A 25,731-nucleotide genomic window follows, 5' to 3' on the forward strand; every position below is an offset into this window, starting at 1 on the left:
TTAATGTAGTCTTTCTTTAACAACGCTATTTGGTTTATTGCAGTTCGATCATCTGTTGCTTGGGGACTTTATCCAGCTCCCAGTGATTTAAGCCCCATGTCCAGAGATCGGGCAAAGATTCTTTCCGCAGGTATTTGGGTGGCGCCATCCCCAGAAACTGCATGGCTTGCCAGAGCATTTCGACGGCATTGTCGGCGGTGATCGGTTCGGCGTGGGTTTGTTTGCTGAGTTTGTCACCATCGGCGGTACCGGCCAGGGGCACATGCGCATAGCTGGGAGTGGCCAGTTTGAGACTGAATTGCAGCAGGATCTGACGGCTGGTGGAGTTAAGTAGGTCGGCACCTCTGACCACGTGGGTGATTCCTTGTTCGGCATCATCAACAACCACGGCCAGTTGATAGGCAAACAGGCCATCTGCGCGTTTGAGCACAAAGTCGCCAATATCTCTTTGGATGCGGTGATCAAACATGCCCTGAATTTCATCTTTAAATACCAGGTGGGCGACATCGGTTTTAAAGCGCCAGGCGCGGGTTTTGCGTTCGCGGCTCAGACCATGACGGCAAAGGCCCGGATAGACCGGTCCTTCCAGACCGGCATGGGCAATATCAGCCACTTCGCGGCGGCTGCAGTTGCAGGGATACACGAGGTCTTTCTCGATAAGGGTATCCAGGGTGGCCTGATAGGCTTCATCGCGTTGGCTTTGATAGAGCACCGGGCCATCCCATTCAAAGCCGTAGGCTTCGAGGGTACGTAGAATATCATCGGCTGCGCCGGGGACTTCGCGGGGTTTATCAAGGTCTTCCATGCGTATTAACCACTGGCCATGATGGCAACGGGCATCAAGGTAACTGGCCACCGCAGCAATCAAAGACCCGAAATGCAAAGGTCCGGTGGGAGAGGGCGCAAAACGGCCGACATAGGGGCGTGGATTCATGAATTGCCCGGCTTGTTCTGCTCGGCTGGCGCCACCGGGCTGAAGCGGTACTGATCCAGTTCAGCCTGATAAAGCTGGGACTGATTGCCCCCTGATTGCTTGGCCCGGTAGAGGGCCTGATCGGCCTGACGGAAGGCGGTTTGTTCACTGAGCTGGGATTCACTGCAATAGAGCGGACTGATCCCGGCACTGAGACTGGCCCTGAACTCGTCGCTTTCGCAGTCGAAGTGGGTATCGAACAACAACTGTCTGATCCGATCGACTTTTTCCAGTGCTTTGTCGGCGGCACTGGCCTGGAACAGGATCATGAACTCGTCGCCGCCCTGACGGATGCAGACATCTTCGGCGCGTGAGATTTTTTGCATCAGGTTGGCCAATGCTTTCAGCACGGCATCGCCTTTTTCATGGCCATGCTGATCGTTGATGTTTTTGAAGTCATCCAGATCCAGCAGCGCCAGGAATACGGGTTTACCGTTATGGACAAACGCGCTGTATAAAGCATCGGCGGCAGTCTGGATCACGCGTCGGTTACTGAGCCCGGTCAGTGCATCCTGATGTACCAGTTTTAATACCCGTTGCCGGTCCACTTCCCAGTGCTGCAGTTTATCGCCCAAAGCCATCAGCAGCATAAACGCCTCAATCACAGCCCCGGCCTGTGCATAAAACAGTGACTCCATGCCCCAGGGCAGCAAGCTGGTGGTGGCGGCCAATACGCTTAAAGTCAGGCCACAGCCGTAAACCACCCAGGCCATGGCATACCAGCGCGCGTAACGCAGGCCGGCTCGGTACGCCATCAGGCCCAGCACACTCAGCAATATCAGGCTGACAATGGACAGCATGGCGATATAAAGCACGCTGGTATAAAGCCCGGCAAAGCGCAGTCCTATCGCGGCTAACATTAGCACTGGCAGCCATTTGAACACTCTGTCCAACCTGGGAAATTGCAGGCGGGTCAGTAAAAACTGGCGTGAAAATACAAAGGCACTGGCGGCGACCAGCAGATAGATAATATGGAAGCCCTCGTTGTGCCAGAACACCGATGTTGGCCACAGGAACTGGTAGGCAAAGCCGTTGAGTAGCGCCCACATCAGGGTGCTACTGAGCAAGAAGAAGCTGTATAAAAGGTAACTCCACTGCCGTAGTAACAAGGCACCGATGAAGGAGATTAAAATCAGGATCAGCATGGCCCCGTAGAACAGGCCGTATAACAAATATTCACGATCCTGCTGGGCGGCAAACGCCTCGGCCTCACTGAGCTTGAAGTTAAGCGTAACGCTGTCGGGCTTGTCGAAATAGAGCTTGAGATAGAGCGTGGTGCTACCAGCAGCGACAGTGCGGTGTGCAAAGGCCAGGTTACGGTAATCTACTGGCCGTTGATGGTAGGGCGCCCGATCCGACAGGAACTGCTGGTCAATGGCGTCCTGATTGTCCTGCCAGTAAATCTCGATGTTGTCGATATAACTGGTTTCGTGATGTAAGACCCAGTCTACCGGCAGCGGTGAAGGGTTTTCGAGTTTGAGCCGCAGCCAAAATGCCTGGTCGGAGATGCCACGGTTGCTGTCTTTATCTGTCAGGGGCTGAAATTGTTCGATGGGCAGAGAGGTCAGGTCACTGTCTTTATCGCTGACCAGGAATTCGACCGGTGCACGCAGCAATTGCTGATCCAGCTTTTCAATATTGATAGCGGGCGGTGACACCAGTCTCTCCGCCTGCGCCAGCGGCGACAGACAGAGACACAACAGGGTGAATATAATCCGGCTCAAACTAGACTGCATGCGTGGTGCTTCTCTATAGGACCTCTTTAGTTTGCCAGACTCAGCCGGTTTGGTTAATTGGCAGTGGCGCCACTGTCAATTGTGATATTCACCAGCTTGCTGGCAATCTCAGGGTTGCCGTTGGACATCATAAGTACCAGGAAGTCACTGAACTTGAGCCCCTCGGGTTTGACCGAACTGACGGTGATATCAAGGCTGGGGTCGTCTGAGGTCAGGAATTGTTGCAGATGCGCCATCAATTCTTTTTCCAGCGGACTGACTTGACGCGTTTGCTCCTGCATGGACTGTTGCATGGCGGTCAGTAAGGTTTGTTTGAGGTTCTCGACAGTCGGCTCCAGCCCCTGGGCCTGCATTGTGGCAATCATCTCCGGGTCGGCTGCAGCGGTCTGATACAACTTGTCCATCAGCCCGCGATCACGATAGGCGAGTTGCAGGCGGGTCAGGCCGGCGTTGCTGAATAACTGCTTCATCATCTCGGCCTGACGTTGCTGCACGGCTTCGGCATCAAGTTGATCCAGAGGCTGATCGAGTTTCGGCAGGTTAACGATCTGCAGGGCAATATCCGAATCCAGCATGGTTTCAGAGCGATAGTGGCTGAAGGCATCAAGCGTTGAAGCGGTCGTGTCATAGTCATAACCCATTTCTGCATCGTAATGCAGGTAGAGGGTGTTATCGCGGATATCAAAGTTGTCCTCAATGAGTTTGAGTGACATCGCATCGGCTTCGGCCAGCATGGCGCTGATGGAATTGACGCGCATTTCCACATCATCCATCGCAATGCGAAGGTTGGTGGGGATTTGCTGCTGATTTTTCTCCAGACCGGTGATGGTGATGGTCTTTATGGAAAAGTCGGGCTGATCCGGCTCTGCAGCGATATAGCTGACCTGTTCCAGCGTGATGTCGTTACTGATTAACGACATCCGGGCATCGGCGTAATCGAACTGCCCCTGACCGGACTCGGCCAGTTGCTGGCGGGCCTGTTCCAGGGTGTCGCTGAGCTGACGGTCGGTCTGGTAATCAGCGTAGGCATAGGCGCCGGCAGAGGCGACCAGCAGGCCGGTAACAATCCATTTTATTGACATGATTCTTCCTTATTGTTGAGTTGCATTTTAAATATCAAAGTGGGCCACCAGAGGCGCATGATCGGAGAGTCGATTCCAGGACGAGTGGGGTGGCCGTTCACATAACACCGGCTCCATGCCCCGATAGTAAATCCGATCCATCTTCAGCACCGGCATCCATGAAGGCCAGGTCCGGGCATAGCGGTTATGCAGCGTCCGGTAAGCTTCTTTCAGTTCCAGGTGCTGGGACAGACGCTTTTCTGCCTGACCGGCCCAGTCGTTAAAGTCACCGGCAACAATCAGCGGCGCATCATGGGGCACATGTTCGTCGATACGTTCACACAAAGTCACGAATTGGCGGCGACGTTCAATCCCGATCAAACCCAGATGGATACAGATAATATGCAGCGTGTCATTGCGCCAGGGCAAGCGGATTTCGCCATGCAGCAGACTGCGGCTGGCCCAGGTAAAGGGTGACACGTTGATGTTTTCCCAACTAACCAGCGGGTACTTGCTTAGTATGGCATTACCGTGGTGGCCGACGCTGTAAACCGCATTTTTGGCATAGGCATAATGCGGCCAGACATCCTGAGCCAGAAACTCGAAGTGGGGTTCATCCGGCCACTGATGCTGGGTCAGACCATGTTCGCTGTGTTCACCCTGGATCTCCTGCAGCAGCATGATGTCGGCATTGGTTTCCATCAGGGCATCGCGCATCGGGTGCAGCGTGAATTGACGTCGGCTGGTGTTAAAGCCCTTGTGCAGGTTGTAGGTCAGAATGCGCAGCTGGTTTGAGGGCATGAAAAATGATGTCCGGTCTCGGTCGGCCAGTGAAGCTGGAAGATACGTCCCTATTATGGTGAGAAGGTGACAAAAATCCAAGTAACACAAAATCTGTCAGCGAGTCTTGATTTTGTTTCAGCCAGTCCCCATTTGCTTTGCATATCCAACCAACAGCCAAATGGAGGCATTATTTCAATGGGCGTTGATGCACATAAGGAAACGCTGGGTTTCCAGACTGAAGTCAAACAGTTATTGAATCTGATGATTCATTCCTTGTATTCCAACAAGGAAATCTTTCTGCGCGAACTGGTCTCTAACGCGGCCGATGCTGCTGACAAGTTGCGCTTTGAAGCTTTGTCAGACGATGCACTCTATGAAGACGAAGCCGATCTGAATATCCGCGTCGCTTTTGATGCCGAGGCCAACACGGTCACCATCAGCGATAACGGTATCGGCATGACCCGCGAGGAAGTCATCGACAACATCGGTACTATCGCCCGCAGTGGCACCCGCAAGTTCTTCGACAGCCTGACCGGCGACCAAAGCAAAGACTCGCAGTTGATCGGCCAGTTCGGTGTGGGTTTCTACTCGGCCTTTATCGTGGCCGATAAAGTCACGCTGAGATCGCGTCGTGCCGGTCTGGGCGCAGAACACGGTGTGCAGTGGGAGTCTGGCGGTGAAGGTGAATTCACCATTGAAACCATCGAAAAACCGCAGCGCGGTACCGAAATCACCCTGCACCTGCGTGAAGGCGAGGAAGAGTTCGCCAATGGCTGGCGTCTGCGCAACATCATCAGCAAGTACTCGGACCACATTAACCTGCCGATCCTGATGGCCAAAGAGCCGGTGCCGAACGAAGATGGCGAGATTGATGAAGCTGATCAGGGCGACGAGACCGTCAACAAGGCCACCGCGCTGTGGACCCTGTCCAAGAACGATATTTCCGACGAGGAATACAAAGAGTTTTACAAGCAGATCGCTCATGACTTCCAGGACCCGATGACCTGGAGCCATAACAAGGTTGAGGGTAATACCGAGTACACCTCACTGCTCTATATTCCGTCAAAAGCGCCGTTTGATCTGTGGGACCGTGACCGCATGCACGGTATCAAGCTGTATGTGAAACGTGTCTTTATCATGGAAGACAGCGACCAGCTGATGCCACGTTACCTGCGCTTTATCCGTGGCGTGATCGACACCAACGATCTGCCGTTGAACGTGTCACGTGAAATTCTGCAAAGCAGCAAGACTATCGACTCAATCCGCGCCGCTTCAGTCAAGAAAGTACTGAGCGAACTGAGCAAAATGGCCAAGAACGAGCCGGAACAATATGCCGAATTCTGGAAAGAGTTTGGTCAGGTGATCAAGGAAGGTCCGGGCGAAGACTTTGCCAATAAAGATACCCTGGCAAAACTGCTGCGCTTTGCCACCACCGAATCCGGCAGTGCTGAGCAGACCGTGTCGCTGCAGGATTATGTCGAGCGGATGAAAGACAAGCAGGACAAGATTTTTTACATCACCGCCGAAAACTATGCCGCGGCGAAAAACAGTCCGCACCTGGAAGTGTTCCGCAAGAAAGGCATCGAAGTCCTGCTGCTCACCGACCGCGTTGACGAGTGGCTGGTGAACTCGCTGACCGAATTTGACGGCAAGCACCTGCAATCCGTCGCCAAAGGTGATCTGGATCTGGGTGATCTGGAAGATGAAGAAGAGAAAAAAGCCCAGGAAGAAACCGATAAAAACTTCGAAGATCTGGTGGAACGGGTTAAGAAAAACCTCGAAGACAAGGTTAAGGACGTGCGCATTACCCATCGTCTGACTGATTCACCGGCTTGTCTGGTTGCTGACCATTACGATATGAGCCAGAACCTGGAACGTATGCTCAAAGCCGCTGGTCAGGATGTCGCTGGCAGCAAGCCGATCCTGGAACTGAACCCGGATCATCCGATGGTCGCCAAACTCAAAGATGAGTCTGACGACGAGCGTTTCGGTGACTGGACCTCCATTATCTTCGACCAGGCCTTGCTGGCAGAAGGCGGTCAGCTGGAAGATCCGGCGACTTACGTCAAACGCATTAACGAGATCTTGCTCAAGATCGCTTAAGTCTCCGGGCTTGGATGCGATAGAATGGGCCGGACATTGTTGTCCGGCCTTTTTTATTGCCCGGTCATTTTTATCCAGTGGGTTTTGATTGTGAGTTCAGATTTACTACAACGTTTTCTTTTCGATAACGCCGCCATCCGCGGTGAGTGGGTCAGCCTGCAGGAAAGCTGGCAGGAAGTGCTTAACCGCCGTGACTATCCGGCACCAATCCGCCGCGCCTTGGGCGAGATGATGGGGGCTGCTGCCTTGCTCACAGCCACGGTCAAAATCGATGGACGACTGGTGCTGCAGATCCGTTCGCAAGGGCCGGTCAGTCTGATGATGGTGGAGTGCACCAGTGATAATACCCTGCGCGCTTTTGCCCAGTGGGACGGCGAGTTGCCGGAGCAGGCGGGGCTCAGCAGCCTGACCGGTGAAGGCACGCTGGCGATTACCATTGAAGTGGCCGGCGCTAAGAATCCTTATCAGGGCGTGGTGAACGTGCAGGGCGACTCGATTGCTGAAACCCTAGAAAGTTACTTTGAACGTTCCGAGCAACTGGCGACCCGCATCTGGCTCTGTGCCAACGATCACAATGTCTCAGGCCTGTTTCTGCAACAACTGCCCAGCGATGAAGAAGGCAAGGAAAAGGCGGAAGAGGACTGGTCACGGATCAGCCAGCTGGCGGCCACCATTACCGATGAGGAGTTACTGACCCTGGAAGTGGAAACGCTTCTGCACCGTCTGTTTCACGAAGAAGAAGTCCGCTTGTTTGATCCCACAGCACTGGCCTTTGCCTGTACCTGCTCGCGAGAGCGGGTCGCCGAGACGATCAGCATGCTGGGGCAGGAAGAAGCCGAGGATATCATCGACGCCGAGGGTGGCATTGAGGTTGCCTGTGAGTTCTGCAACGAACATTACCACTTCGATAAGGTTGATGTGGCCGAAATATTCACTGATAACATTGCCAGCGAAGGTGACCCCGGCACCCTTCACTGAGCATGAAGGGCTAATGCGTCACTGAATATAATCGGCTGACAGGCTCAGCGGTTCCAGGGCATTTTTCTCAGTAACAGGGCCAGTCCGCACCAGCCTGTCAGGCCCGACAGCAACATACCTGCACCCAGTAAAGCCAGGACGGGCAGAGCCAGTGACATATCCATATAGCTGAGCAAACTCAATATCAGCACGGCCACACCAAAAACAATTTGCACCTGCCGCATTATCGGTAGGGTCGATGCGTTTTTGTCAGTCCCAATCACCTCAAAACCGGCGGCTTTCCAGCTATTGATGCCGCCATCAAGATTGCTGATGTTATCCAGCTTGTTGAGTTCAGCGGCAATCTGACAGGCCATCTCGCCGCGCGCCCCTTTCTGGCACTGAAATATCACCGTCTTGTTACCCTCCGCCTGCCAATGCCGAAGCGTGTCTTTCAGTCTGTCGAGCGGTATGGAACGGGCATGTTGAATGTGTTCCCGGGCAAATTCATCAGGTTCGCGGACGTCTATCAATATGGCCTGGTGGCGTTCAAGTAAGGTCTGGGCCTCACCGGGTGTGAGCGTTTTCATTTGTCTGTTCCTTAAAAGTCAGTGCTGTTGTCGGGCTGGCAGAAACTGCGATACATCACTTCCATAATTTCCAGTACTGCCGGGTGAGCAATGCGATAAAAAAGCACGCGATGTTCTCTGCGAAAATCCACCAGGCCCTCATCCTTGAGTTTTTTCAGGTGTTGCGACATTGATGTCTGGGCGATTTGAGTTGCCTCTATCAGTTCCGTGACACTTTTTTCGCCTTCACTGAGCTGGCACAAAATCACCAGGCGGTGAGGACTGGCAAGTCCTTTCAAAAAATCCGCTGCCTCAGTGGCTTTGCGCTGAATAATTTCTGATTCCATCATTTGGCCTGTTGACATATTTTAAATAAATAATATCATAAAAATGTAAATCAACAAAACGGAATACAAAAATGTCAAAAAATTATGTCGAGATGACAACGCAGATTGCAGCCCAGGCCGGTGAAATTAAAAAGCGGGTGCCGGATGCAATGAGTGGTTTTTACAGCATGTCCCGTGCCGCGACGGCAGATGGCGCGCTGGATAAAAAAACCAAAGAATTGTTAGCGCTGGCAATGGGGATTGTTCAACGCTGTGATGGTTGTATCGGTTTCCATGTGAAGGCACTGGTGAGTCTCGGCATGACAAAAGACGAGTTGGCAGAGGTGCTGGCGATGGCAGTGTACATGGGCGGCGGCCCCGCGCTGATGTACGCGGCCGATGCCATGACTGCCTATGAACAGTTCACGGCATAAAGCCGCTTTCAGCCTGGCTCAGTCCAGTGACCAGTCTTTTCTGACCCAGTGGCAGGTATAACCATTGGGATAGTGCTGCAGATAATCCTGATGTTCGGGTTCGGCTTCATAGAACGGACCGGCTTTGACGACCTCGGTCACGACAGGGCCGGGTAATTTGCCACTCGCATCAAACGCTTTAATGACTTCTGAGGCTATCTGGGCCTGCTCCTCATCCAAGCAGAAAATCGCCGAGCGGTAGCTGTCACCAATGTCATTACCCTGGCGGTTTTTGGTGGTGGGATCATGCATGGTGAAGAAGAATTCCAGCAGCTTTTTATAAGAGGTCTGCTGTGGATCAAAGATGATCTCAATCGCTTCGGCATGGCCGGTGGTGCCGGTTTTGACATCACTGTAGCTGACATCCGGCACGTGGCCGCCGGTAAAGCCGACCCGGGTGCGTAAAACGCCCGGTTGGTGGCGAAACAGCTCTTCCATACCCCAGTAACAGCCCCCGGCCAGGATGGCGGTCTGTTCGTCGCTGGCCTTTTTCTGCTCGAATAAAGGCAGGTACTCGCCATAGCCTTCATGCTCCAGCTGATCTTTGGGGATAAAGCGCAGGCTGGCCGAGTTGATACAATAACGCATACCGCCGCGGTCTGTAGGGCCATCAGGGAAAACATGCCCCAGGTGAGAGTCGCCATGGCGCGAGCGGACTTCCACCCGCTGCATGCCCAGACTGCCATCTTCATGGCTGGTGACATTGTCAGGTTCAATGGCCTGGGTGAAACTGGGCCAGCCGGTGCCGGAGTCAAACTTATCAGTCGACGAAAACAGTGGTTCGCCCGAGACCACATCCACATAAAGTCCGGACGCTTTGTTATCCCAGAAGGCATTGTTGAAAGGCGGTTCAGTCCCGCATTGCTGGGTAACCTGGTACTGCATATCATCCAGTTGCTGGATGGCGTTTTCATCTTTTTTAAAGGGTTGCTTCATAGCGATTTCCGACTTCGTTATAAGAGATACAATATTGATGCCTGAACAGGCCAAATGTTTCACTGTAGAATGCATCTGACCGCAAACATTTCATCAAACAGGGACTGAAGCGCACATGCTCAAGGTGGTGTACAGCAACAACACGGCATATCTGGCCGATTATCTGGCCCAGGTGCAGCGCGCTGAACCCTTATCACCTTTCCAGTCTGACACAATTATTGTTCAGAGTAATGAGCTGTCACGCTGGCTGTCCCTGCTGCTGGCAACCCGGCATGGTATCGCTGCCAATCTCGAGTTTCCGTTTCCCTCGGCCTATATCTGGCAATTGTTTCATGCGCTGTGGCCCGATGTGCCGCTGCAGTCACCCTATGCTAAAACGGCCACCAGCTGGCGGATTTATTCCTTGTTACCCGAATGTCTGGACGAGGCTGGTTTTGCACCGGTAGCAGCGTATCTCGGTGATGACAATGATGATCTCAAGCGCTACCAACTGGCTGAGCGACTGGCTGATACCTTTGACCAGTATCTGATGTACCGGCCTGACTGGATAGCCGACTGGGAGCAGGGCCGGGCAAGCAGTTGGCAGGGCAAACTCTGGCAGCGACTGACCCGGGATGATCCCGAGCCCAAACACCGCGCCCATCTGTTGCAGAAAATGCACACCCTGTTGAAAGCGTCCGATACGCCGCCACCGGGCCTGCCAGAACGCATCAGCATTTTCGGTATTTCCGCCTTACCACCGGTCTACCTGCAGACTTTTGAACTGCTGTCGCGTTTTGTGGATATCACTATTTATTACCTGTCACCCAGTGAACATTACTGGGGCGACCTGCGTGATGCCCGCCAGCTGCAACGCGATCAAATTGAGCTCAATCTGGATGACCAGGATGTCGAGCCGGGGCATCCGCTGCTGGCCAGCCTGGGCAAGCAGGGCATGGAGTTTTTCCGCCAGTTGCAGGACACCGAACATGATGCCGAGACCTGCTTTGTCGAGCCCGAGACCGGCACCATGCTGGCTGATATTCAGCATGATATGTTTTCCCTGAGCCTGCCCGATAAGACGCCGGTGAAAGAAGACGATAACTCGATCAGCATCCAGGTCTGTCACAGCCCGATGCGTGAGATTGAAATTCTCCACGATCAATTGCTGGCCCTGTTTGAGCAAGATCCCGACTTATCACCGACTCAGATCGTGGTGATGACCCCGGATATTGATATCTACGCGCCATGGATAGAAGCCGTGTTCGGCGCCAGTGGTGACAACCCGACTATTCCGTTCAGCATTGCCGATAGCAGCGGTCAGCAGGAAAGCCAGTTGCTCAACAGCTTTTATAGCCTGCTGCAACTGCCACAGTCCCGGTTTGAACTGGAATCGGTGCTGGCATTGCTGGAATGTCCGCCCTTGCAGGCCCGCTTCAATCTGGATGATGCGGCGCTGGCCTGGGTGCGCGACTGGTGCCGGCAGACCCGTACCCGCTGGGGACTGGATGAATCCGATAAAACGGCATTGGATTTGGCGCCCAGTGATGCCAATACCTGGCGCGCCGGACTGGATCGCTTGTTACTGGGCTTTGCCATGCCGCTCAATGAACCGGGTGAGCCCTGGCGTTTGTTTGATCAGCAACTGGCCATGGATGGCATCAGTGGTGAGCGGGCACGTATTGTCGCCAACCTTTGTGCGTTTATTGATGCGCTTGATCATTGGCGTCAGCTGTTTAAACGTCGTCTGACCCTGTCGCAGTGGCAGACCGAATTGAACCTGTGTCTGGATGCCTTTTTCCGCACTGACGGACTCGAAGACAGTGAGGCAGATACCGAGATAACTGGCATACGCCAGCAACTGGAGCGGCTGGTGGAAAGCGCCGAGCATGCGGCTTTTGAGCAGGAGGTGGGTATTGAGCTGGTGTTGAGCTGGCTGCAGTCCCACCTCGATGCGGCCGATCACAGTCACCGTTTTATGGGGCATGGTGTGACCTTCTGCGGCATGGTGCCGATGCGCAGTATTCCGTTTAACGTGGTGTGTCTGATTGGCATGAATGATGAAGTCTTCCCGCGCCGCCAGCCTTCGCTCAGTTTTGATTTACTGGCCAAAGATTACCGCGAAGGCGACCGTTCGCGTCGCGATGATGATCGCTACCTGTTCCTGGAAGCTTTACTGTCTGCCACGCAAACGCTCTATCTCAGCTATGTGGGCGCCAGTATCAATGATAACAGTGATATTCCGCCTTCCGTGTTGATCAGTGATCTGGAAGACTTGCTGGAGGCCCGTTTTCAGTCGGCAAGCGGCGGCTCCATCATTGAACAGATTAAAACCCGGCATCCCTTGCAGCCATTCAGCCAGCGTTATTTTGATGGTCAGGATCCCAAACTTTTCAGCTTCAATGCCGGCCAGTGTCCGGAGCAGACAACAGTTGAGCCTCAAGACTGGTTTGACAACCCGTTGCCCGAAGCCGACGCCAGTTGGCGGGAACTGACCGCTTCGCAACTGGCGCAATTTTTCGCCCATCCTGCCCGCTTCCTGTTGCGCGAGCGGTTGCGCGTCAGGCTGGAACTGGAAGAAGAGGAACTGGAAAGCCGCGAACCGTTTGCGCTGGACGGGCTCGAAAGCTGGCAATTACGCCAGGAGCTGCTGCAGGCGCGGCTCAGTCAATTTAGTGACGAGGGCATGAAACCACTGATCGAAGCCACCGGCATGTTGCCTCAGGGCCATCTGGGGGATGCCTGGTATCAGCAGGAATCAGCCCAGGTTGATGAGTTTATGCAAAAGCTGGCGCCCAATCTGCCGATGGGGGAACAGATAGATGTGCCCGTCGCTTTGCAGGTGGATAACTTTTATCTAAACGGTCAGTTACATGATGTCAGTGAACAGGGACTGCTTCGCTACCGGCTGGCGAAAAAGAAAGGCAAGGATCTGATTTCATCCTGGATTGATCACCTGTTGCTGAATATTCTCAGGCCGCAGGGCGTCACGCTGGAAACCCGACTGGTACTGCAGGACGCGGAAATCGTGTTTTTACCGGTGACCGGACCTACCCAGATCCTGTCTGATTTGCTCAAGCTCTACTGGCAGGGCTGCCATCAACCGCTGAAATTTTTCGATAAAACCAGTTTTGCTTTTGCCGCAGCCAGTCTCGGTGATAAACCGGAAAAAGCCTTTGAAAACGCGTCCAAAGCCTGGGCTCCCCAAGGTCAGTTTGTGATGGCCGAGCAGGACGATCCCTATTACCAGCTGCTTTATCCGCAAGCGCCGGTGGACAAGGAAATGGGCGAAATCGCCATGCAGGTTTATCACCCGATTCACCAGCATCTTGAAGGAGGCAAACTGTGAAACAGTTCGATGCCGATAAGGTGCTGCTGCAGGGCACCAACCTGATAGAGGCCAGTGCCGGTACCGGTAAAACCTATACGCTGGCCGAGTTGTACTGCCGGCTGGTGGTGGAGAAACAACTGGAAGTCAGCCAGATCCTGGTGGTGACCTATACCCGTGCCGCGACGGAGGAACTGCGTGGCCGTCTGCGCCAGCGTCTCGTTAATGAAAGGCAGAATTTATCTACCACAGACGATGCTGATCCGGCAGCATTAAAACGACTGAAGCTGGCCATCCAGAGCTTTGATGAAGCGGCTATTTTTACGATTCATGGTTTCTGTCAGCGGGCGCTGCAGGACTTCGCTTTTGAAAGCGGTCATTTCTTCGATATGGAAATGGTCAGCGATGAGGAAGACATCAAGCAGGCCGTGGTGGATGATTTCTGGCGCAAACAGGTCAATGCCGTGGATCCGGCCTTTGCCGAGTATTTACTGCATAAGAAACAGACACCGGACACGCTGCTCAGGGCGGTCGGCCATCTGCCCGGCAAACCCTACCTGAGGTACCTGGCCTTGCCGGAGAATGATCCGCATCTGGCCAGACAGCGGGCTGACTCGGACTTTGCCTCGCTCAAGCAATGCTGGCAAAACTACAATGCAGAAGTCATTGATATCATCACCGACAGCACCTTGCTCAACGGCAATAAATACCGCAAGAGTTCGGTGCAGAAGTGGCTGCATGAACTGGATCAGTTGTTAGCCGATTCGACAACACCGGTTGCCGTGTTCAAAGACCTGGATCGCTTTACCCGGCCCAGGCTGGAAGATGCGCTGAAAAAAGACAAAACCCTGCCTGATCACCCTTTCTGGGACCATGCCCAGCGGTTTCTTGAATCACATCAGAACCTGACCGCCAGCCGTGAACGCCAACTGCAGCAATTGCATAAAGATCTGGCGGCTTATCTTTGTGAAGAACTGCCACGTCGCAAGTTGCAGAGCAAAAAGCAGGCTTTTGACGACCTGCTGCTGAACTTGCAACAGGCCTTGCATGGAGAGCAGGGCAATAAGTTAGCCGCGCAAATCCGGCAACAGTTTCAGGCAGCGTTGATCGACGAATTTCAGGATACCGATCCGGTTCAGTACGACTGTTTTAACCAGATCTTCAGTGGCAGTGAGAATCCGGTGTTTTTCGTCGGTGACCCCAAGCAGGCGATTTACAGCTTTCGCGGCGCCGATATTTTCACTTATCTCAACGCCAAGGCGGCGGCAGAGCAAGAGTTCAACCTGGATACCAACCGACGTTCACATCCTTTGCTGGTTGAAGCCACCAATGCCCTGTTTGAGCGCAGGGACAACCCGTTTATTTACCAGGCTATTCCGTTTCAGCCGGTCAAAGCCTGGCGTGAAAACAAGCCCGCGCTGACCGTCTCCGGTAAAGCGCCGATGCCGTTGACCTTTACCTGGCTGGATGATGACGGTGATGTTATTAACAAAGGCGAAATGGAAAGCCTGGCAGCCAGCAGCACCGCCAGCCAGATTGCCTTGTTGATCCAACAGGCCGGGCAGGGCGAAGTAATGCTCACCGAAAAAGAGGGCGCGCAGCGTCAACTAAACGGTGGTGATGTGGCGGTGTTGGTACGCAGTCACAGTCAGGCCTCAGCCGTGCAGCAGGCGTTGCGCCAGCGTGGCATTAACAGCGTCCAGCAATCCCGTGACAATGTCTTTGACGCTGCCGAAGCGGTAATGCTGGAACGGGTATTAATGGCCGTCGCCAATCCCGGTAATGACAGCCTGATTGCTACGGCCCTGGCGACCCCGTTTTTTGCTCTCAATGCCTTGCAGATTTTTGAGTTGCAGCAGGACGATAACCAGTGGCTGGAACAGGTCGACCAGTTCATGATGTGGCACGAACAATGGCGCAGCGCCGGTTTCATTGTCATGCTGCGCGCCATGCTGCAAAGCCTGAACGTGCAGCGGCGCCTGCTGCAAAAGTCTGATGGTGAACGACAACTCACCAATCTGATGCACTTGGCTGAGTTGATTCAGGCTTATGCCAGCCGTCGGAACAGTACGATCGAGGCCATCATGGCCTGGTTTGCAGCCCAGCGCCAGTCGGCTGCCGCCACACCTGATGCGGCACAAATCCGGCTGGAAAGCGATGAGCAACTGGTGAAAGTCATCACCATCCACACCAGTAAAGGCCTGGAATATCCGGTAGTGTTCTGTCCGTTCCTCTGGCATCAGGGCAAGCCACGACAGCAACCGGCGGTCATGACTTTTCACCGGCCGGATGATAACCAGGCTTGTGCTGCCTTTGGCGAGCCCGGTTTTTCCGAAGCCGCGCCTATTGCCGAGCAGGAACAACAGGCAGAAGATCTGCGTTTGCTCTATGTTGCCCTGACCCGCGCCCGTGAGCGCTGCGTGATTCTCTGGGGTGCGGCCAAGGAGTCACAGAAAACGGCTTTGTTCAGCTTGCTCCATGGAGACTCGGAAAAACCCGATGCCGGGCGTATGTACCAGGATCTTAAAGATCTTGCTGCCCAATACCCGGACAGCATCAGTGTCGAGAATGGCGCTGATTTACCGGCACCGATGCCAGCAGAGGTAACAGATAATAAGCGTGATCTGGCCGCGCGCCCATTCAACGCCAGTATTGATACGCCCTGGCAGATTGGCAGCTTTAGCGGACTGAGCCGGGGCCACAGTATCGAAAGACCGGATTATGATGCCGATACGGTCAGCCTCGACTGGCCACAGCACCGGGAGGCCAGCACGGATCGCTTTGGCTTCCCACGCGGTGCCAATGCCGGTACCTGTCTGCACAGCCTTTTCGAACACTGGGACTTTGTTGATACCGGCAGTCACTGGCAGCAACTGGTGCACAAAACGCTGAACCAGTTCGGCATTGATACCCACTGGGCACCGGTGGTGGAACACTGGCTGGTGGATGTGGTGAACACGCCATTGACCGCCACGGGCAACTTGAGCCTGAGCCAGATTAAGCCGACACAGAGACTGGATGAAATGGCCTTTTATTTCCCGGTATCAGCCTTAACGGTCAGTCGTCTTAAAAACGCGCTGACGCCTTTTTCAGGGGAAATGCCGGTGCTGGAGCGTATTATTCCGCAACTGAATTTCCATGCCCTGAGCGGTTTTATGAAAGGTTTTATCGATCTCGTGTTTGAACACGAAGGCCGCTTTTATATAGCTGACTACAAATCCAACTGGCTGGGGGATAAATCCTCGGACTATAACAAGCAGTCGATGACCGATGCCATGGTGATGCACAGCTATCCCTTGCAATATCTGCTCTACAGTCTGGCGCTGCATCGCTACCTGAAAACCCGGCTGCCGGATTATGATCCGGATAGCCATTTCGGCGGGGTGTATTACCTGTTTATCCGTGGCATGCAGCCCGCCTGGGAGCAGGCCGGCGTCTATTTTGACCGACCTGGCAGCGATTTACTGGACGCCCTGGATCAATGCATGCAGGAGTCAGATCATGACTGAGTCACTGAACCTACTGCGCCAGCATGGTTTCAGCGAACTGGCCTGCCAGTTTGCCCGCTTTATCGAGCGCAAAGAACATCACCAACATCCGGTAGTCAGCCTGACAGCCGGTTTATTGACTGAAGCCATGGCACAGGGGCATGTCTGTCTGAATCTCAGACATTTGCCAGACACGCTGCATCAGCTGACAGACCTCATTCCAGACAGCGCTGATAGCTGGCAGCAACAACTGCGTGAGGGTCGCTCGGTGGGCCATCCCGGTGATTACACACCGCTGATTCTGACCAATGAGGGGTTGCTGTATTTATACCGTTACTGGCTGGATGAGCGTGATGTGGCGCAGGCTATCCGCCAGCGTCTGCAGGCCGTTGACGAGCTTAACCTGATTCAGCTCAATAATGACCTGGCCGGATGGCACAACCCCATAGCCGGTATCGACTGGCAGAAAGTTGCCGTGGCGATAGCCTTAAGCCGCCGTCTGGCCGTGATCTCCGGCGGCCCCGGCACCGGTAAAACCACCATTGTGCTTAAAATACTGCAATGCCTGGAAAGCCAATACGCCGATAACGTTAATCTGGAACAGCATGGTGGGGACAGGCTGCGTATCGGCCTGGCTGCGCCCACCGGTAAAGCCGCTGCCAGGTTGCAGCAATCCATCAGCCGTGAGCAGAACCGGGAAGTGAAAACCCTGCACCGCTTACTCGGCATTACTGAACACAATGATCAGGGCCGCTTTAATGCCGAGCGACCTTTGCCGCTGGATGTGCTGATTATCGACGAAGCCTCGATGATTGATATCAGCCTGATGGCTAAATTGATGCGGGCGATGCCGGAAAAGGCCAGGTTGATCCTGCTGGGCGATAGCCAGCAACTGGCCTCGGTTGAATCTGGTGCGGTGTTGGCTAACCTGAGCGAAGGTCAGCAGGGCCATTTTTCCGATGACTTTATTGAGCAATTCCCCGTGCTGGAACTCGACCCCCTGTCATTGCGAACAAACGTGAAGCAATCCAGCCCCCAAGCGCAAGAAAGCGAGGAAATCTCTATATCGGAACAAAGCTCAACACAAGCCGTGCTCACCGACAGCTTTGTGCGCCTTCAGCACAGTTACCGCTTTGCCAAAGACAGCCTGATCGGACAACTGGCGAATACCGTGAACCTGGGCCAGTCCGATGCCGCGATTAACTTGTTGCAGTCACAGCCTGACTCTACCTGGCTGCTGCCCGATGAGAGCAGTCTGCTCAATACGTTGGCAAGCGGTTACCAGGGTTTTATTGAAGCGGTAGAAAAGCGCCAATCAGCCCAACAGATTATCGAAGCGTTTGACCAGTTCCGGGTGCTGGCAGCACTCAAACAGGGGCCACAGTCAGTCACGGCAGTCAACCGGATGATGAGCCGCTATCTGGCACAGCGCGGCTGGCGCACCACCCAGACCTATTACACCGGTCGCCCGATCATGATTACCCAGAATGACTATCGCCAGCAGCTGTTTAACGGTGATATCGGTGTGATCCTCAGAGATGAACAGGGCCAGCTCAAAGCCTGCTTTTATTTTGGCGAGGGCCTGCGCTGGGTCGGCCTTAACCGCCTGCCCAGTCACGAAACCGTGTTCGCCATGACCGTGCATAAAAGCCAGGGCTCCGAGTTCGATGCCATCAGCATTTTACTGCCCGATGAAATCAGCCCGATTCTGAACCGGGAGTTACTCTACACCGCGATTACCCGAGCCAGGAAAAACCTCAGTCTTTTGGCGACAGAACAAGTTCTGAGACACACCATTCACAGCCGTCATCAGCGGGAGAGTGGGTTGCAGCAACATCTCCACTCTTTTCCTGAAATTTAACCAAAGCAATTTGGTGCGCTGAGTATGGTGAACAAAAAGTATAAGAACGAACTCAGCCCATGGCAGGCTTAGTCGACGGTCTGCGGTAGATATGCATAAAGCGATGGTCATACCGTCAGTCGTGTTGCAGCACCGACAATACAATGTGGCCCAACCATTTCTCTGAGGCATTCATTTCGCTGTCATCGTTTGGCAAGAGCGCCGTTCATTCACTTTTCGCTGCTTTGGTTTTTATGTTTATGCCCAGTCTCACGCGTCAGCGTCTCTCGCAACAATGATGCGTGATGGACGGAAATGCCAGAACAACGAGGTTGCCAGGATAAATGTCAGCCACTCGGTCAGCGGCATCGCGATCAAGAACAGCGGCGAGGCCAGCATGCTGCTGAGCAGAAACAACAGGCCAACGGGCAAAACCAGCCCACGGGACATCGCAATCAGCATCGACGGTTTGGGTTTTTGCATCGCTGTCAGGTAGATAGACAGAATCACGTTGACGCCGTTAATCAGAAATAATGGCCAGACCAGGCCGATAAACTGCGAAGACAAGTCACGAGTGGCAGCCGAGGTCTCATCCAGAAACAGGCTGGTCAGCCATTGCGGTGAGAACAGCAGCATCAAAGTCAGACCCAGGCTGATTAAAAGCACCATGGCGATGCCGGTGAACACAAACTGCAGAATACGCTGGGCATTGCCCGCACCGTGGTTATGGCTGACCAGCAGATGCAGGGCATCAGCAATGCCGTAATAAAGCATCAGGCTGACGAAAATCAGGTAGTTGATGACGGCAAAGGCGGCAATGCCATCGACGTCCATCTGGGTTACCAGCAGCCAGTTCAACACCAGAATCACTACACCGCCGGAGATTTCATTGATGCATTCCGATAGCCCGTTAACACTGATGTGTTTGAATTCAGCCCATTGCCGAGGCCAGGACCAGTGTAATTGGCGCTGAGAGCGGGCGAAGAAACTCATCAGGATCACCAGTTGCAGGCCCTGCGCAATGGCCGTGGCCCAGGCCGCGCCTACCAGTCCCCAGTCCAGCACGATGATAAACCAGGCATCCAGCAGGATATTCAGCAAAGCACCGGTGACCAAAGCCGTTGTCGCCAGTCGCTGACCATGATCCTGGCGCACGAAGTAGTACAGCACCATGGTAAAAATCTGCACCACCAAAACGGCGCTGAGGATATGGAAATAGGGCATAATCAAGGGCACCAGACTGTCCGGTGTGCCCAGCAAGCCCAGGATCTGTTGGTCCAGCCACCATGCCAGCAGCATAAAAAACAGACCCACGACCAGCACCGCTACCAGACATTTACTCAGCACGGCGGAGGCCGCTTCTTTCATTCCCTGCCCCAGAAAGTGCCCGCAGCGCACGGCACCGCCGATGGCAATCATTAAAGCCAGGCCGAAAATCAGCGTCAGGTAGGGCAGCAGCAGGTTGATGGCAGCCAGCCCGTCACTGCTGACAAAGTGGCCGACAAACATGCCATCGACAATGCTGGCGGTAGTAATAGCCAGCAGTCCCAGGATCGATGGCAGGGCAAAACGCAGGAAGGTGCTGATAACCGGACCTGTCAGGATCGGATTATCTAGGGTTTGTTCGGACATGTTCATAGTGCCTGAGATTGGCTAAAAGCCCAAAATGCTAATGATGCTTATTTTACTGAGCAAGCTGCTTACCTCTGTGACAGCAGCAGGCCATAGACAGAAGATCGTGTTAGCGCGGTTAAGTGCGTATAATACCTGCTCATTTGCTGAAGCTGCGACGTGATAGCCAATCTGTGCTTCGCTGCCGATACCAATTGCTTCCAGAAACCGGACGCACCGGTCAGCGCCCTGCGTTGCTAATCACCATAAAAAATGTAACTGAATGAATAATATACGTAACTTTTCTATCATCGCGCATATCGACCACGGCAAGTCCACCATCGCCGACCGTTTTATCCAGGTATGCGGCGGTCTGAGCGACCGTGAAATGCAACAACAAGTGCTGGATTCGATGGATCTTGAGCGGGAGCGGGGGATTACCATCAAGGCACAGACCGTGTCGCTGGAATACAAAGCCCGCAACGGTGAAACCTATCTGCTTAACTTTATCGACACGCCCGGCCACGTTGACTTCTCTTATGAAGTCTCGCGCTCTCTGGCAGCCTGTGAAGGTGCCTTGCTGGTGGTGGATGCCGCCCAGGGCGTGGAAGCACAGAGTGTGGCCAACTGCTACACGGCCATTGATCTGGGGCTGGAAGTACTGCCGGTACTGAATAAAATCGACCTGCCTTCGGCTGATCCTGACCGAGTGGCACAGGAAGTTGAGGATATTATCGGCGTTGATGCGATGGAAGCGGTGCGCTGTAGCGCCAAAACTGGTCTCGGTATCGAGGATGTTTTGGAAGAACTGGTCGCCAAAGTGCCCGCCCCCAGTGGTAATCCCGATGCGCCTTTGAAAGCGCTGATTATCGACTCCTGGTTCGACAGCTATGTCGGTGTTATCTCGCTGGTGCGTATTGTTGATGGCTCGCTGAGCACCAAGGATAAAATCAAGGTGATGTCGACCGGCCAGGAATATCAGGTTGATGAAGTCGGCACCTTTACGCCCAAACGCGCCCCCTGTAAAACACTGGACTGCGGTGATGTCGGTTACGTGATTTCTGGGGTCAAGAACATTGATGGCGCGCCGGTCGGCGATACATTGACCCTCGCTCATCATGGCGCCGACACCATGCTGCCTGGCTTTAAGGAGATCACACCGCAGGTTTATGCCGGTATTTTCCCGGTCAGCAGTGATGATTACGAAAACTTCCGTGAGGCACTGGCCAAACTGCGTCTGAATGACGCCTCGCTGTTTTATGAGCCGGAAACCTCACAGGCGCTGGGCTTTGGTTTCCGCTGTGGTTTCCTGGGCCTCTTGCATATGGAAATCATCCAGGAACGACTGGAGCGGGAATATGATCTGGATTTGATCACGACCGCACCCACGGTGGTTTTTGAAGTGGTCAAGCGCAGCGGCGAACTGATCAAGGTCGAAAACCCAGCCTCTCTGCCTGATGTCGGCAGTATCGATGAAATCCGCGAACCCATTGTGGTGGCCGATATTCTGGTGCCGCAGGAACACCTGGGTGCAGTGATTACCCTGTGTGCGGAAAAGCGTGGTGTACAGAAAACCATGCAGTACATGGGTAAGCAGGTTTCTCTGACTTATGAACTGCCGATGAATGAAGTGGTCATTGATTTCTTCGACCGCATCAAGTCAGTCAGCCGCGGTTATGCCTCGCTGGATTATCACTTTGTGCGTTTCCAGCCCGCTGATCTGGTCAAACTCGATATTCTGATCAATGGTGAACGGGTCGATGCGCTGTCGCTGATCGTGCATAAAGAGAGCAGTGTCAGCCGTGGCCGTCTGCTGGTGGAAAAGATGAAAGAGTTGATTCCACGGCAGATGTTTGATGTGGCGATTCAGGCAGCGATTGGCGGCCATATTATTGCCCGTTCCACGGTTAAGGCGATGCGTAAAAACGTGCTGGCGAAATGTTACGGCGGTGACGTGTCGCGTAAGCGCAAGTTGCTTGAGAAACAAAAGGCGGGTAAAAAACGGATGAAATCCGTGGGCAAGGTGGATGTGCCCCAGGAAGCCTTCCTGGCAGTATTACAGCTGTCCAAGAATTCATAGAAGGAGCGAAACTAGGTGACTTTTCCGGCGTTAATGGTGTTACTGGTGGCCGTGACCGGCCTGATATGGCTGATCGACAGGCTTTTCTGGTACCCGAAAAGGAACAAGGATGAAGATGAGCCGGTGGTGGTCGAGTACGCCCGCTCCTTTTTCCCCATCATTCTGCTGGTGCTGGTGATCCGTTCTTTTATTGCCGAGCCGTTTCGCATTCCGTCATCATCAATGGTGCCCACGCTGCACATCGGTGACTTCATTCTGGTCAACAAATTCTCCTACGGTGTGCGTTTGCCGGTATTGCATACCAAGCTGTTCAACACCGGTGAGCCTGAGCGCGGTGATGTCGCTGTGTTCCGTTTCCCCAAAAAAGCGGAAGACAAAGACAAGCCGGATGTGGATTACATCAAGCGCGTGGTAGGCCTGCCGGGTGACCGGATAGGCTATTTCAACAAAACGATCTATATTAATGGTGAGCCGGTCGGTCAGGAAAAGTTTGAGCCTGAAGATATGATCCTGCCGGCTTACACCGAACAGCGCTTCGAACATATGGGCGAAAACGGCCATATGATTTGGGTAGATACCGACAAACGGCCGCTGGAAGGCGAAATGGTAGTGCCGGAAGGCCATTATTTTATGATGGGTGATAACCGCGACAACAGTAACGACAGCCGTTACTGGGGCACGGTACCTGATGACAATCTGGTGGGTAAAGCGTTTCTGATCTGGATGAGTTGGGACTGGGATAACGGTGGTATTATCTGGAACCGTATCGGCCAGTCTATTGATTAAGGGGATAATCATGAAAAATCAACGCGGAATGACTTTGATTGGCTGGGTGATTGTGCTCGCCCTGATTGGCTTTTTTGCCACGCTGGCAATGCGACTGGTGCCGATGTACCAGGAGTATTACGGCGTGTTGCAGATCATGAATGACATGGAAATCGAACTCAGAAACAACAACCTGAGCAAAGGTGAAGTAGAAAAGCTGCTGATGAGACGCTTCAACATCGGTTACATCAGCAGTGTTGAAAAGGATGATATCGAGATTCTGCGTGGTAAAAACTCAGCTTATATCACCAAAATCATTATTGATTACGAAGTCAGAAAGCCGTTTATGGCGCATATTGACTTGGTTGGTAGCTTCAGAAAAGAAATAGATACAGAGCCACAGACAAGATGATCACTCAGCGGCAAAAAGCCCTGTGCAAGCAGTTAGACATTACCTTTATCGACACCGGCCTGTTACAGCAGGCATTAACCCATCGCAGCGCCGATCCCAAAAATAACGAACGTCTGGAATACCTGGGTGATGCCATTCTCAGCTTTGTGATTGCCGAGGAACTGTTCAACCGCTTTCCCCAGGTCAAGGAAGGCAAGCTGAGTCGTTTGCGTGCTTCCCTGGTGAAAGGGGAAACGCTGGCCGAAATTGCCCGCGAGCTGAAAATCGGTGAAGTGCTGATCCTGGGGCCGGGTGAACTGAAAAGCGGCGGCTTTCGCCGTGAATCAATCCTGGCCGATGCGGTGGAAGCCATTATTGGCAGTCTGTACCTGGACCAAGGGCTGGAGCCGGTCAAAGCGCTGATCCTTCGCCTGTTTCTGGAAAGGCTCGATAGCATTGATGTGACCGAGACGGTCAAAGACCCCAAAACCCGCCTGCAGGAACTGCTGCAAAGTCGCAAACAGCCCTTGCCGATTTACAGCGTCAAGGAAATCAAAACCGATAAAAAACAGCCGGTTTTTGAGGCCTCCTGCCAGGTTTCTCTGCTGAATAAAGTCGTGCTGGCGCAGGGCAGCAGCCACCGTAAAGCTGAAAAGAAAGCTGCCGAGCGTGCCTTGACCATGATTGAAGAAACCTTATGAACGAAACTGCATTCCGCTCCGGCTATGTCGCCATCATCGGCCGTCCCAATGTCGGCAAATCGACGCTGATCAACCGCGTTCTGGGGCAGAAGCTGTGCATCACCTCGCGGCGACCACAAACCACCCGCCACCGGATTCTCGGTATCAAAACCACGGAGCAGGGCCAGTTTATTTACGTCGATACGCCGGGGCTGCACAGCGATAACAAAAAGGCGATGAACCGCTACATGAACCGCGCGGCCTCCTCGTCGATAGAAGATGTCGATGTCATTCTGTTTGTGGTGGAAGGGCTGAAGTGGACTGATGAGGACAAAAAAGTCCTAAAGCGCTTGCAGGAAGACGCCAGAGCGCCGGTGATCCTGGTGCTCAACAAAGCCGACAAACTTAGTGACAAGGGCGCCTTACTACCGCAGATCCAGGAATTGTCATCGCAGTACGAGTTTGCTGCCGTAGTGCCGATCTCGGCACGTAAAGGCATGAATACCGATGTACTGGAGCAGGAAATCGCCAAGCTGATGCCGACAGGCGAGATGATTTTTGATGAAGATCAACTCACTGACCGCAGCTCGCGCTTTCTTGCTGCTGAAATCGTGCGCGAAAAACTGTTCCGCTACTTGGGTAAGGAGCTACCTTATTCCATTACCGTTGAAGTAGAGCTGTTTGAGGAAGAAGACGGCATGTTCCGTATCAGTGCCGTGGTCTATGTCGAGCGTAGTGGTCAGAAGTCCATCGTCATTGGCAAAAAAGGCGAACAACTCAAACGCATCGGCCAGGATGCCCGCGAAGAGATGGAACAGTTATTCGGTTGCAAGGTCTTTCTACAAGTCTGGGTTAAGGTTCGCGAAGGCTGGTCGGATAATGAACGCATGCTCAAAAACCTCGGTTACAAAGACGATCTCTGATAGTCAACTGCTGTGGAACTGACCGCCGCTTTTGTTTTACACCACCGGCCTTATCGCGAAACCAGTCTGCTGGTGGATGTACTGAGTCGTGATTATGGTCGGGTCAGCCTCGTAGCCCGTGGCCAGCGTCAATCGAAAAAACGTAAACAGTCGGTGATGCAGCCGTTTCAGCCATTGTGGCTGAATTGGTTTGGCTATGGTGAACTGGTCACGCTGCAGCAGGTGGAAGCCGCTGAAGCCGGCTATCGGCTGCTGGGCAATGCCAGTCTCTGTGGTCTGTATCTGAATGAACTGCTGGTTAAACTGCTGCCTTTGCATGAAGCAGAACCGGAACTGTTTGATAGCTATCGCCAGACACTGCGGGCGCTGCAGGGCCAGGATGATCCGCAACTGATATTGCGCTTGTTTGAAAAACAACTGCTGGCGCAACTGGGCTATGGCCTGCAACTGGATGTGGATGCCGGCAGCGGTCAGCCGCTGAATGATGCGCTGAATTATCGTTATCAGCCTGACAGCGGCCCATACCAGGCGGATGCTGAGGCGACGATGACCATTTCCGGCCGTAGCCTGCGCCACCTCCGTGAAGAGCAGGGCTTTGATGAACAGAGTCTGAAGCAGATTAAAACCCTGATGCGGACAGTGATAAATTATTATCTGGGGGGCCGGCCTTTGCACAGCCGTCAATTGTTTGCCGGTCTTAACCAGTACAAACCAAAAAGTTAACGGGAG

At 53.5% G+C, this 25,731-nt stretch carries 20 protein-coding genes; 12 read left to right on the forward strand and 8 right to left on the reverse strand.

Going from position 1 to position 25,731, the window contains the following annotated elements; genetic code table 11:
• Positions 1-34: 34 nt before the first annotated feature.
• Genes gluQRS through Q0X64_RS02480 form a run of 4 tightly spaced genes read right to left on the reverse strand, consistent with a single transcriptional unit; the run spans position 35 to position 4,571 of the window.
• The gene (gene gluQRS, locus Q0X64_RS02465; protein WP_297808609.1) at positions 35-934 is read right to left on the reverse strand and encodes a tRNA glutamyl-Q(34) synthetase GluQRS; all 900 of its coding nucleotides are present in this window, start codon (positions 932-934) and stop codon (positions 35-37) included.
• Positions 931-2,709, reverse strand: a complete 1,779-nt coding sequence (locus tag Q0X64_RS02470) for a diguanylate cyclase (protein ID WP_297808612.1) — start codon at positions 2,707-2,709, stop codon at positions 931-933. Before Q0X64_RS02470 ends, gluQRS begins: the two co-directional genes overlap by 4 nt.
• A 53-nt stretch (positions 2,710-2,762) precedes the next feature.
• Complete coding sequence (locus Q0X64_RS02475) at positions 2,763-3,791, reverse strand: hypothetical protein (protein ID WP_297808615.1); 1,029 nt, start codon at positions 3,789-3,791, stop codon at positions 2,763-2,765.
• Between the two features lie 27 nt (positions 3,792-3,818).
• Entirely contained in the window at positions 3,819-4,571 is a 753-nt protein-coding gene (locus Q0X64_RS02480; RefSeq protein ID WP_297808617.1) for an endonuclease/exonuclease/phosphatase family protein, read from the reverse strand.
• A 177-nt stretch (positions 4,572-4,748) separates the two neighbouring features.
• Between Q0X64_RS02480 and htpG the strand changes: the two genes are divergently transcribed.
• Positions 4,749-6,656: a molecular chaperone HtpG gene (gene htpG, locus Q0X64_RS02485; protein ID WP_297808620.1), complete on the forward strand. Its 1,908-nt coding sequence runs from the start codon at positions 4,749-4,751 to the stop codon at positions 6,654-6,656.
• Between the two features lie 90 nt (positions 6,657-6,746).
• Complete coding sequence (hslO, locus tag Q0X64_RS02490; protein ID WP_297808623.1) at positions 6,747-7,634, forward strand: Hsp33 family molecular chaperone HslO; 888 nt, start codon at positions 6,747-6,749, stop codon at positions 7,632-7,634.
• 44 nt (positions 7,635-7,678) lie between these two features.
• Here hslO and Q0X64_RS02495 read toward each other — a convergent pair whose 3' ends face one another.
• The gene (locus Q0X64_RS02495; RefSeq protein ID WP_297808626.1) at positions 7,679-8,203 is read right to left on the reverse strand and encodes a rhodanese-like domain-containing protein; all 525 of its coding nucleotides are present in this window, start codon (positions 8,201-8,203) and stop codon (positions 7,679-7,681) included.
• An 11-nt stretch (positions 8,204-8,214) separates the two neighbouring features.
• Entirely contained in the window at positions 8,215-8,532 is a 318-nt protein-coding gene (locus Q0X64_RS02500) for a metalloregulator ArsR/SmtB family transcription factor (protein ID WP_297808628.1), read from the reverse strand.
• 68 nt (positions 8,533-8,600) lie between these two features.
• On the opposite strand from Q0X64_RS02500, the gene Q0X64_RS02505 reads away from it, so the two are divergent.
• Entirely contained in the window at positions 8,601-8,942 is a 342-nt protein-coding gene (locus tag Q0X64_RS02505) for a carboxymuconolactone decarboxylase family protein (protein WP_297808630.1), read from the forward strand.
• An 18-nt stretch (positions 8,943-8,960) separates the two neighbouring features.
• Here Q0X64_RS02505 and Q0X64_RS02510 read toward each other — a convergent pair whose 3' ends face one another.
• Positions 8,961-9,917 carry a bifunctional methionine sulfoxide reductase B/A protein gene (locus Q0X64_RS02510; RefSeq protein WP_297808633.1) on the reverse strand — a complete coding sequence of 319 codons (957 nt, stop codon included), beginning with the start codon at positions 9,915-9,917 and terminating at the stop codon, positions 8,961-8,963.
• A 115-nt stretch (positions 9,918-10,032) separates the two neighbouring features.
• Between Q0X64_RS02510 and recC the strand changes: the two genes are divergently transcribed.
• Genes recC through recD form a run of 3 tightly spaced genes read left to right on the forward strand, consistent with a single transcriptional unit; the run spans position 10,033 to position 18,573 of the window.
• Positions 10,033-13,245, forward strand: a complete 3,213-nt coding sequence (gene recC, locus Q0X64_RS02515) for an exodeoxyribonuclease V subunit gamma (RefSeq protein WP_297808635.1) — start codon at positions 10,033-10,035, stop codon at positions 13,243-13,245.
• A complete protein-coding gene (gene recB, locus Q0X64_RS02520) occupies positions 13,242-16,733 on the forward strand; it encodes an exodeoxyribonuclease V subunit beta (RefSeq protein WP_297808637.1) in 3,492 nt (1,163 codons plus the stop codon). The genes recC and recB overlap by 4 nt, the downstream gene beginning before the upstream one ends.
• Positions 16,726-18,573, forward strand: a complete 1,848-nt coding sequence (gene recD / locus Q0X64_RS02525) for an exodeoxyribonuclease V subunit alpha (RefSeq protein ID WP_297808640.1) — start codon at positions 16,726-16,728, stop codon at positions 18,571-18,573. The genes recB and recD overlap by 8 nt, the downstream gene beginning before the upstream one ends.
• 249 nt (positions 18,574-18,822) lie before the next feature.
• On the opposite strand, the gene Q0X64_RS02530 is transcribed toward recD, so the two are convergent.
• Complete coding sequence (locus tag Q0X64_RS02530; protein ID WP_297808643.1) at positions 18,823-20,184, reverse strand: MATE family efflux transporter; 1,362 nt, start codon at positions 20,182-20,184, stop codon at positions 18,823-18,825.
• 262 nt (positions 20,185-20,446) lie between these two features.
• On the opposite strand from Q0X64_RS02530, the gene lepA reads away from it, so the two are divergent.
• The 6 genes from lepA to recO are packed head-to-tail and all read left to right on the forward strand — an operon-like array spanning position 20,447 to position 25,725.
• Positions 20,447-22,243, forward strand: coding sequence for a translation elongation factor 4 (gene lepA / locus Q0X64_RS02535; RefSeq protein WP_297808646.1), 1,797 nt, complete (start codon positions 20,447-20,449; stop codon positions 22,241-22,243).
• Positions 22,244-22,258: 15 nt separating this feature from the next.
• Positions 22,259-23,029, forward strand: coding sequence for a signal peptidase I (lepB, locus tag Q0X64_RS02540; protein WP_297808649.1), 771 nt, complete (start codon positions 22,259-22,261; stop codon positions 23,027-23,029).
• A 10-nt stretch (positions 23,030-23,039) separates the two neighbouring features.
• Complete coding sequence (locus Q0X64_RS02545; RefSeq protein WP_297808651.1) at positions 23,040-23,420, forward strand: DUF4845 domain-containing protein; 381 nt, start codon at positions 23,040-23,042, stop codon at positions 23,418-23,420.
• Positions 23,417-24,100 carry a ribonuclease III gene (gene rnc / locus Q0X64_RS02550; protein ID WP_297808653.1) on the forward strand — a complete coding sequence of 228 codons (684 nt, stop codon included), beginning with the start codon at positions 23,417-23,419 and terminating at the stop codon, positions 24,098-24,100. Before Q0X64_RS02545 ends, rnc begins: the two co-directional genes overlap by 4 nt.
• Positions 24,097-25,002, forward strand: coding sequence for a GTPase Era (gene era, locus Q0X64_RS02555; RefSeq protein WP_297808655.1), 906 nt, complete (start codon positions 24,097-24,099; stop codon positions 25,000-25,002). The genes rnc and era overlap by 4 nt, the downstream gene beginning before the upstream one ends.
• Positions 25,003-25,014: 12 nt before the next feature.
• On the forward strand, positions 25,015-25,725 hold the full coding sequence (recO, locus tag Q0X64_RS02560) for a DNA repair protein RecO (protein WP_297808657.1): 711 nt from the start codon (positions 25,015-25,017) through the stop codon (positions 25,723-25,725).
• The last annotated feature ends 6 nt before the right edge of the window (positions 25,726-25,731 follow it).

It is taken from the genome of uncultured Methylophaga sp. (assembly GCF_947259025.1).
Classification (GTDB): domain Bacteria; phylum Pseudomonadota; class Gammaproteobacteria; order Nitrosococcales; family Methylophagaceae; genus Methylophaga.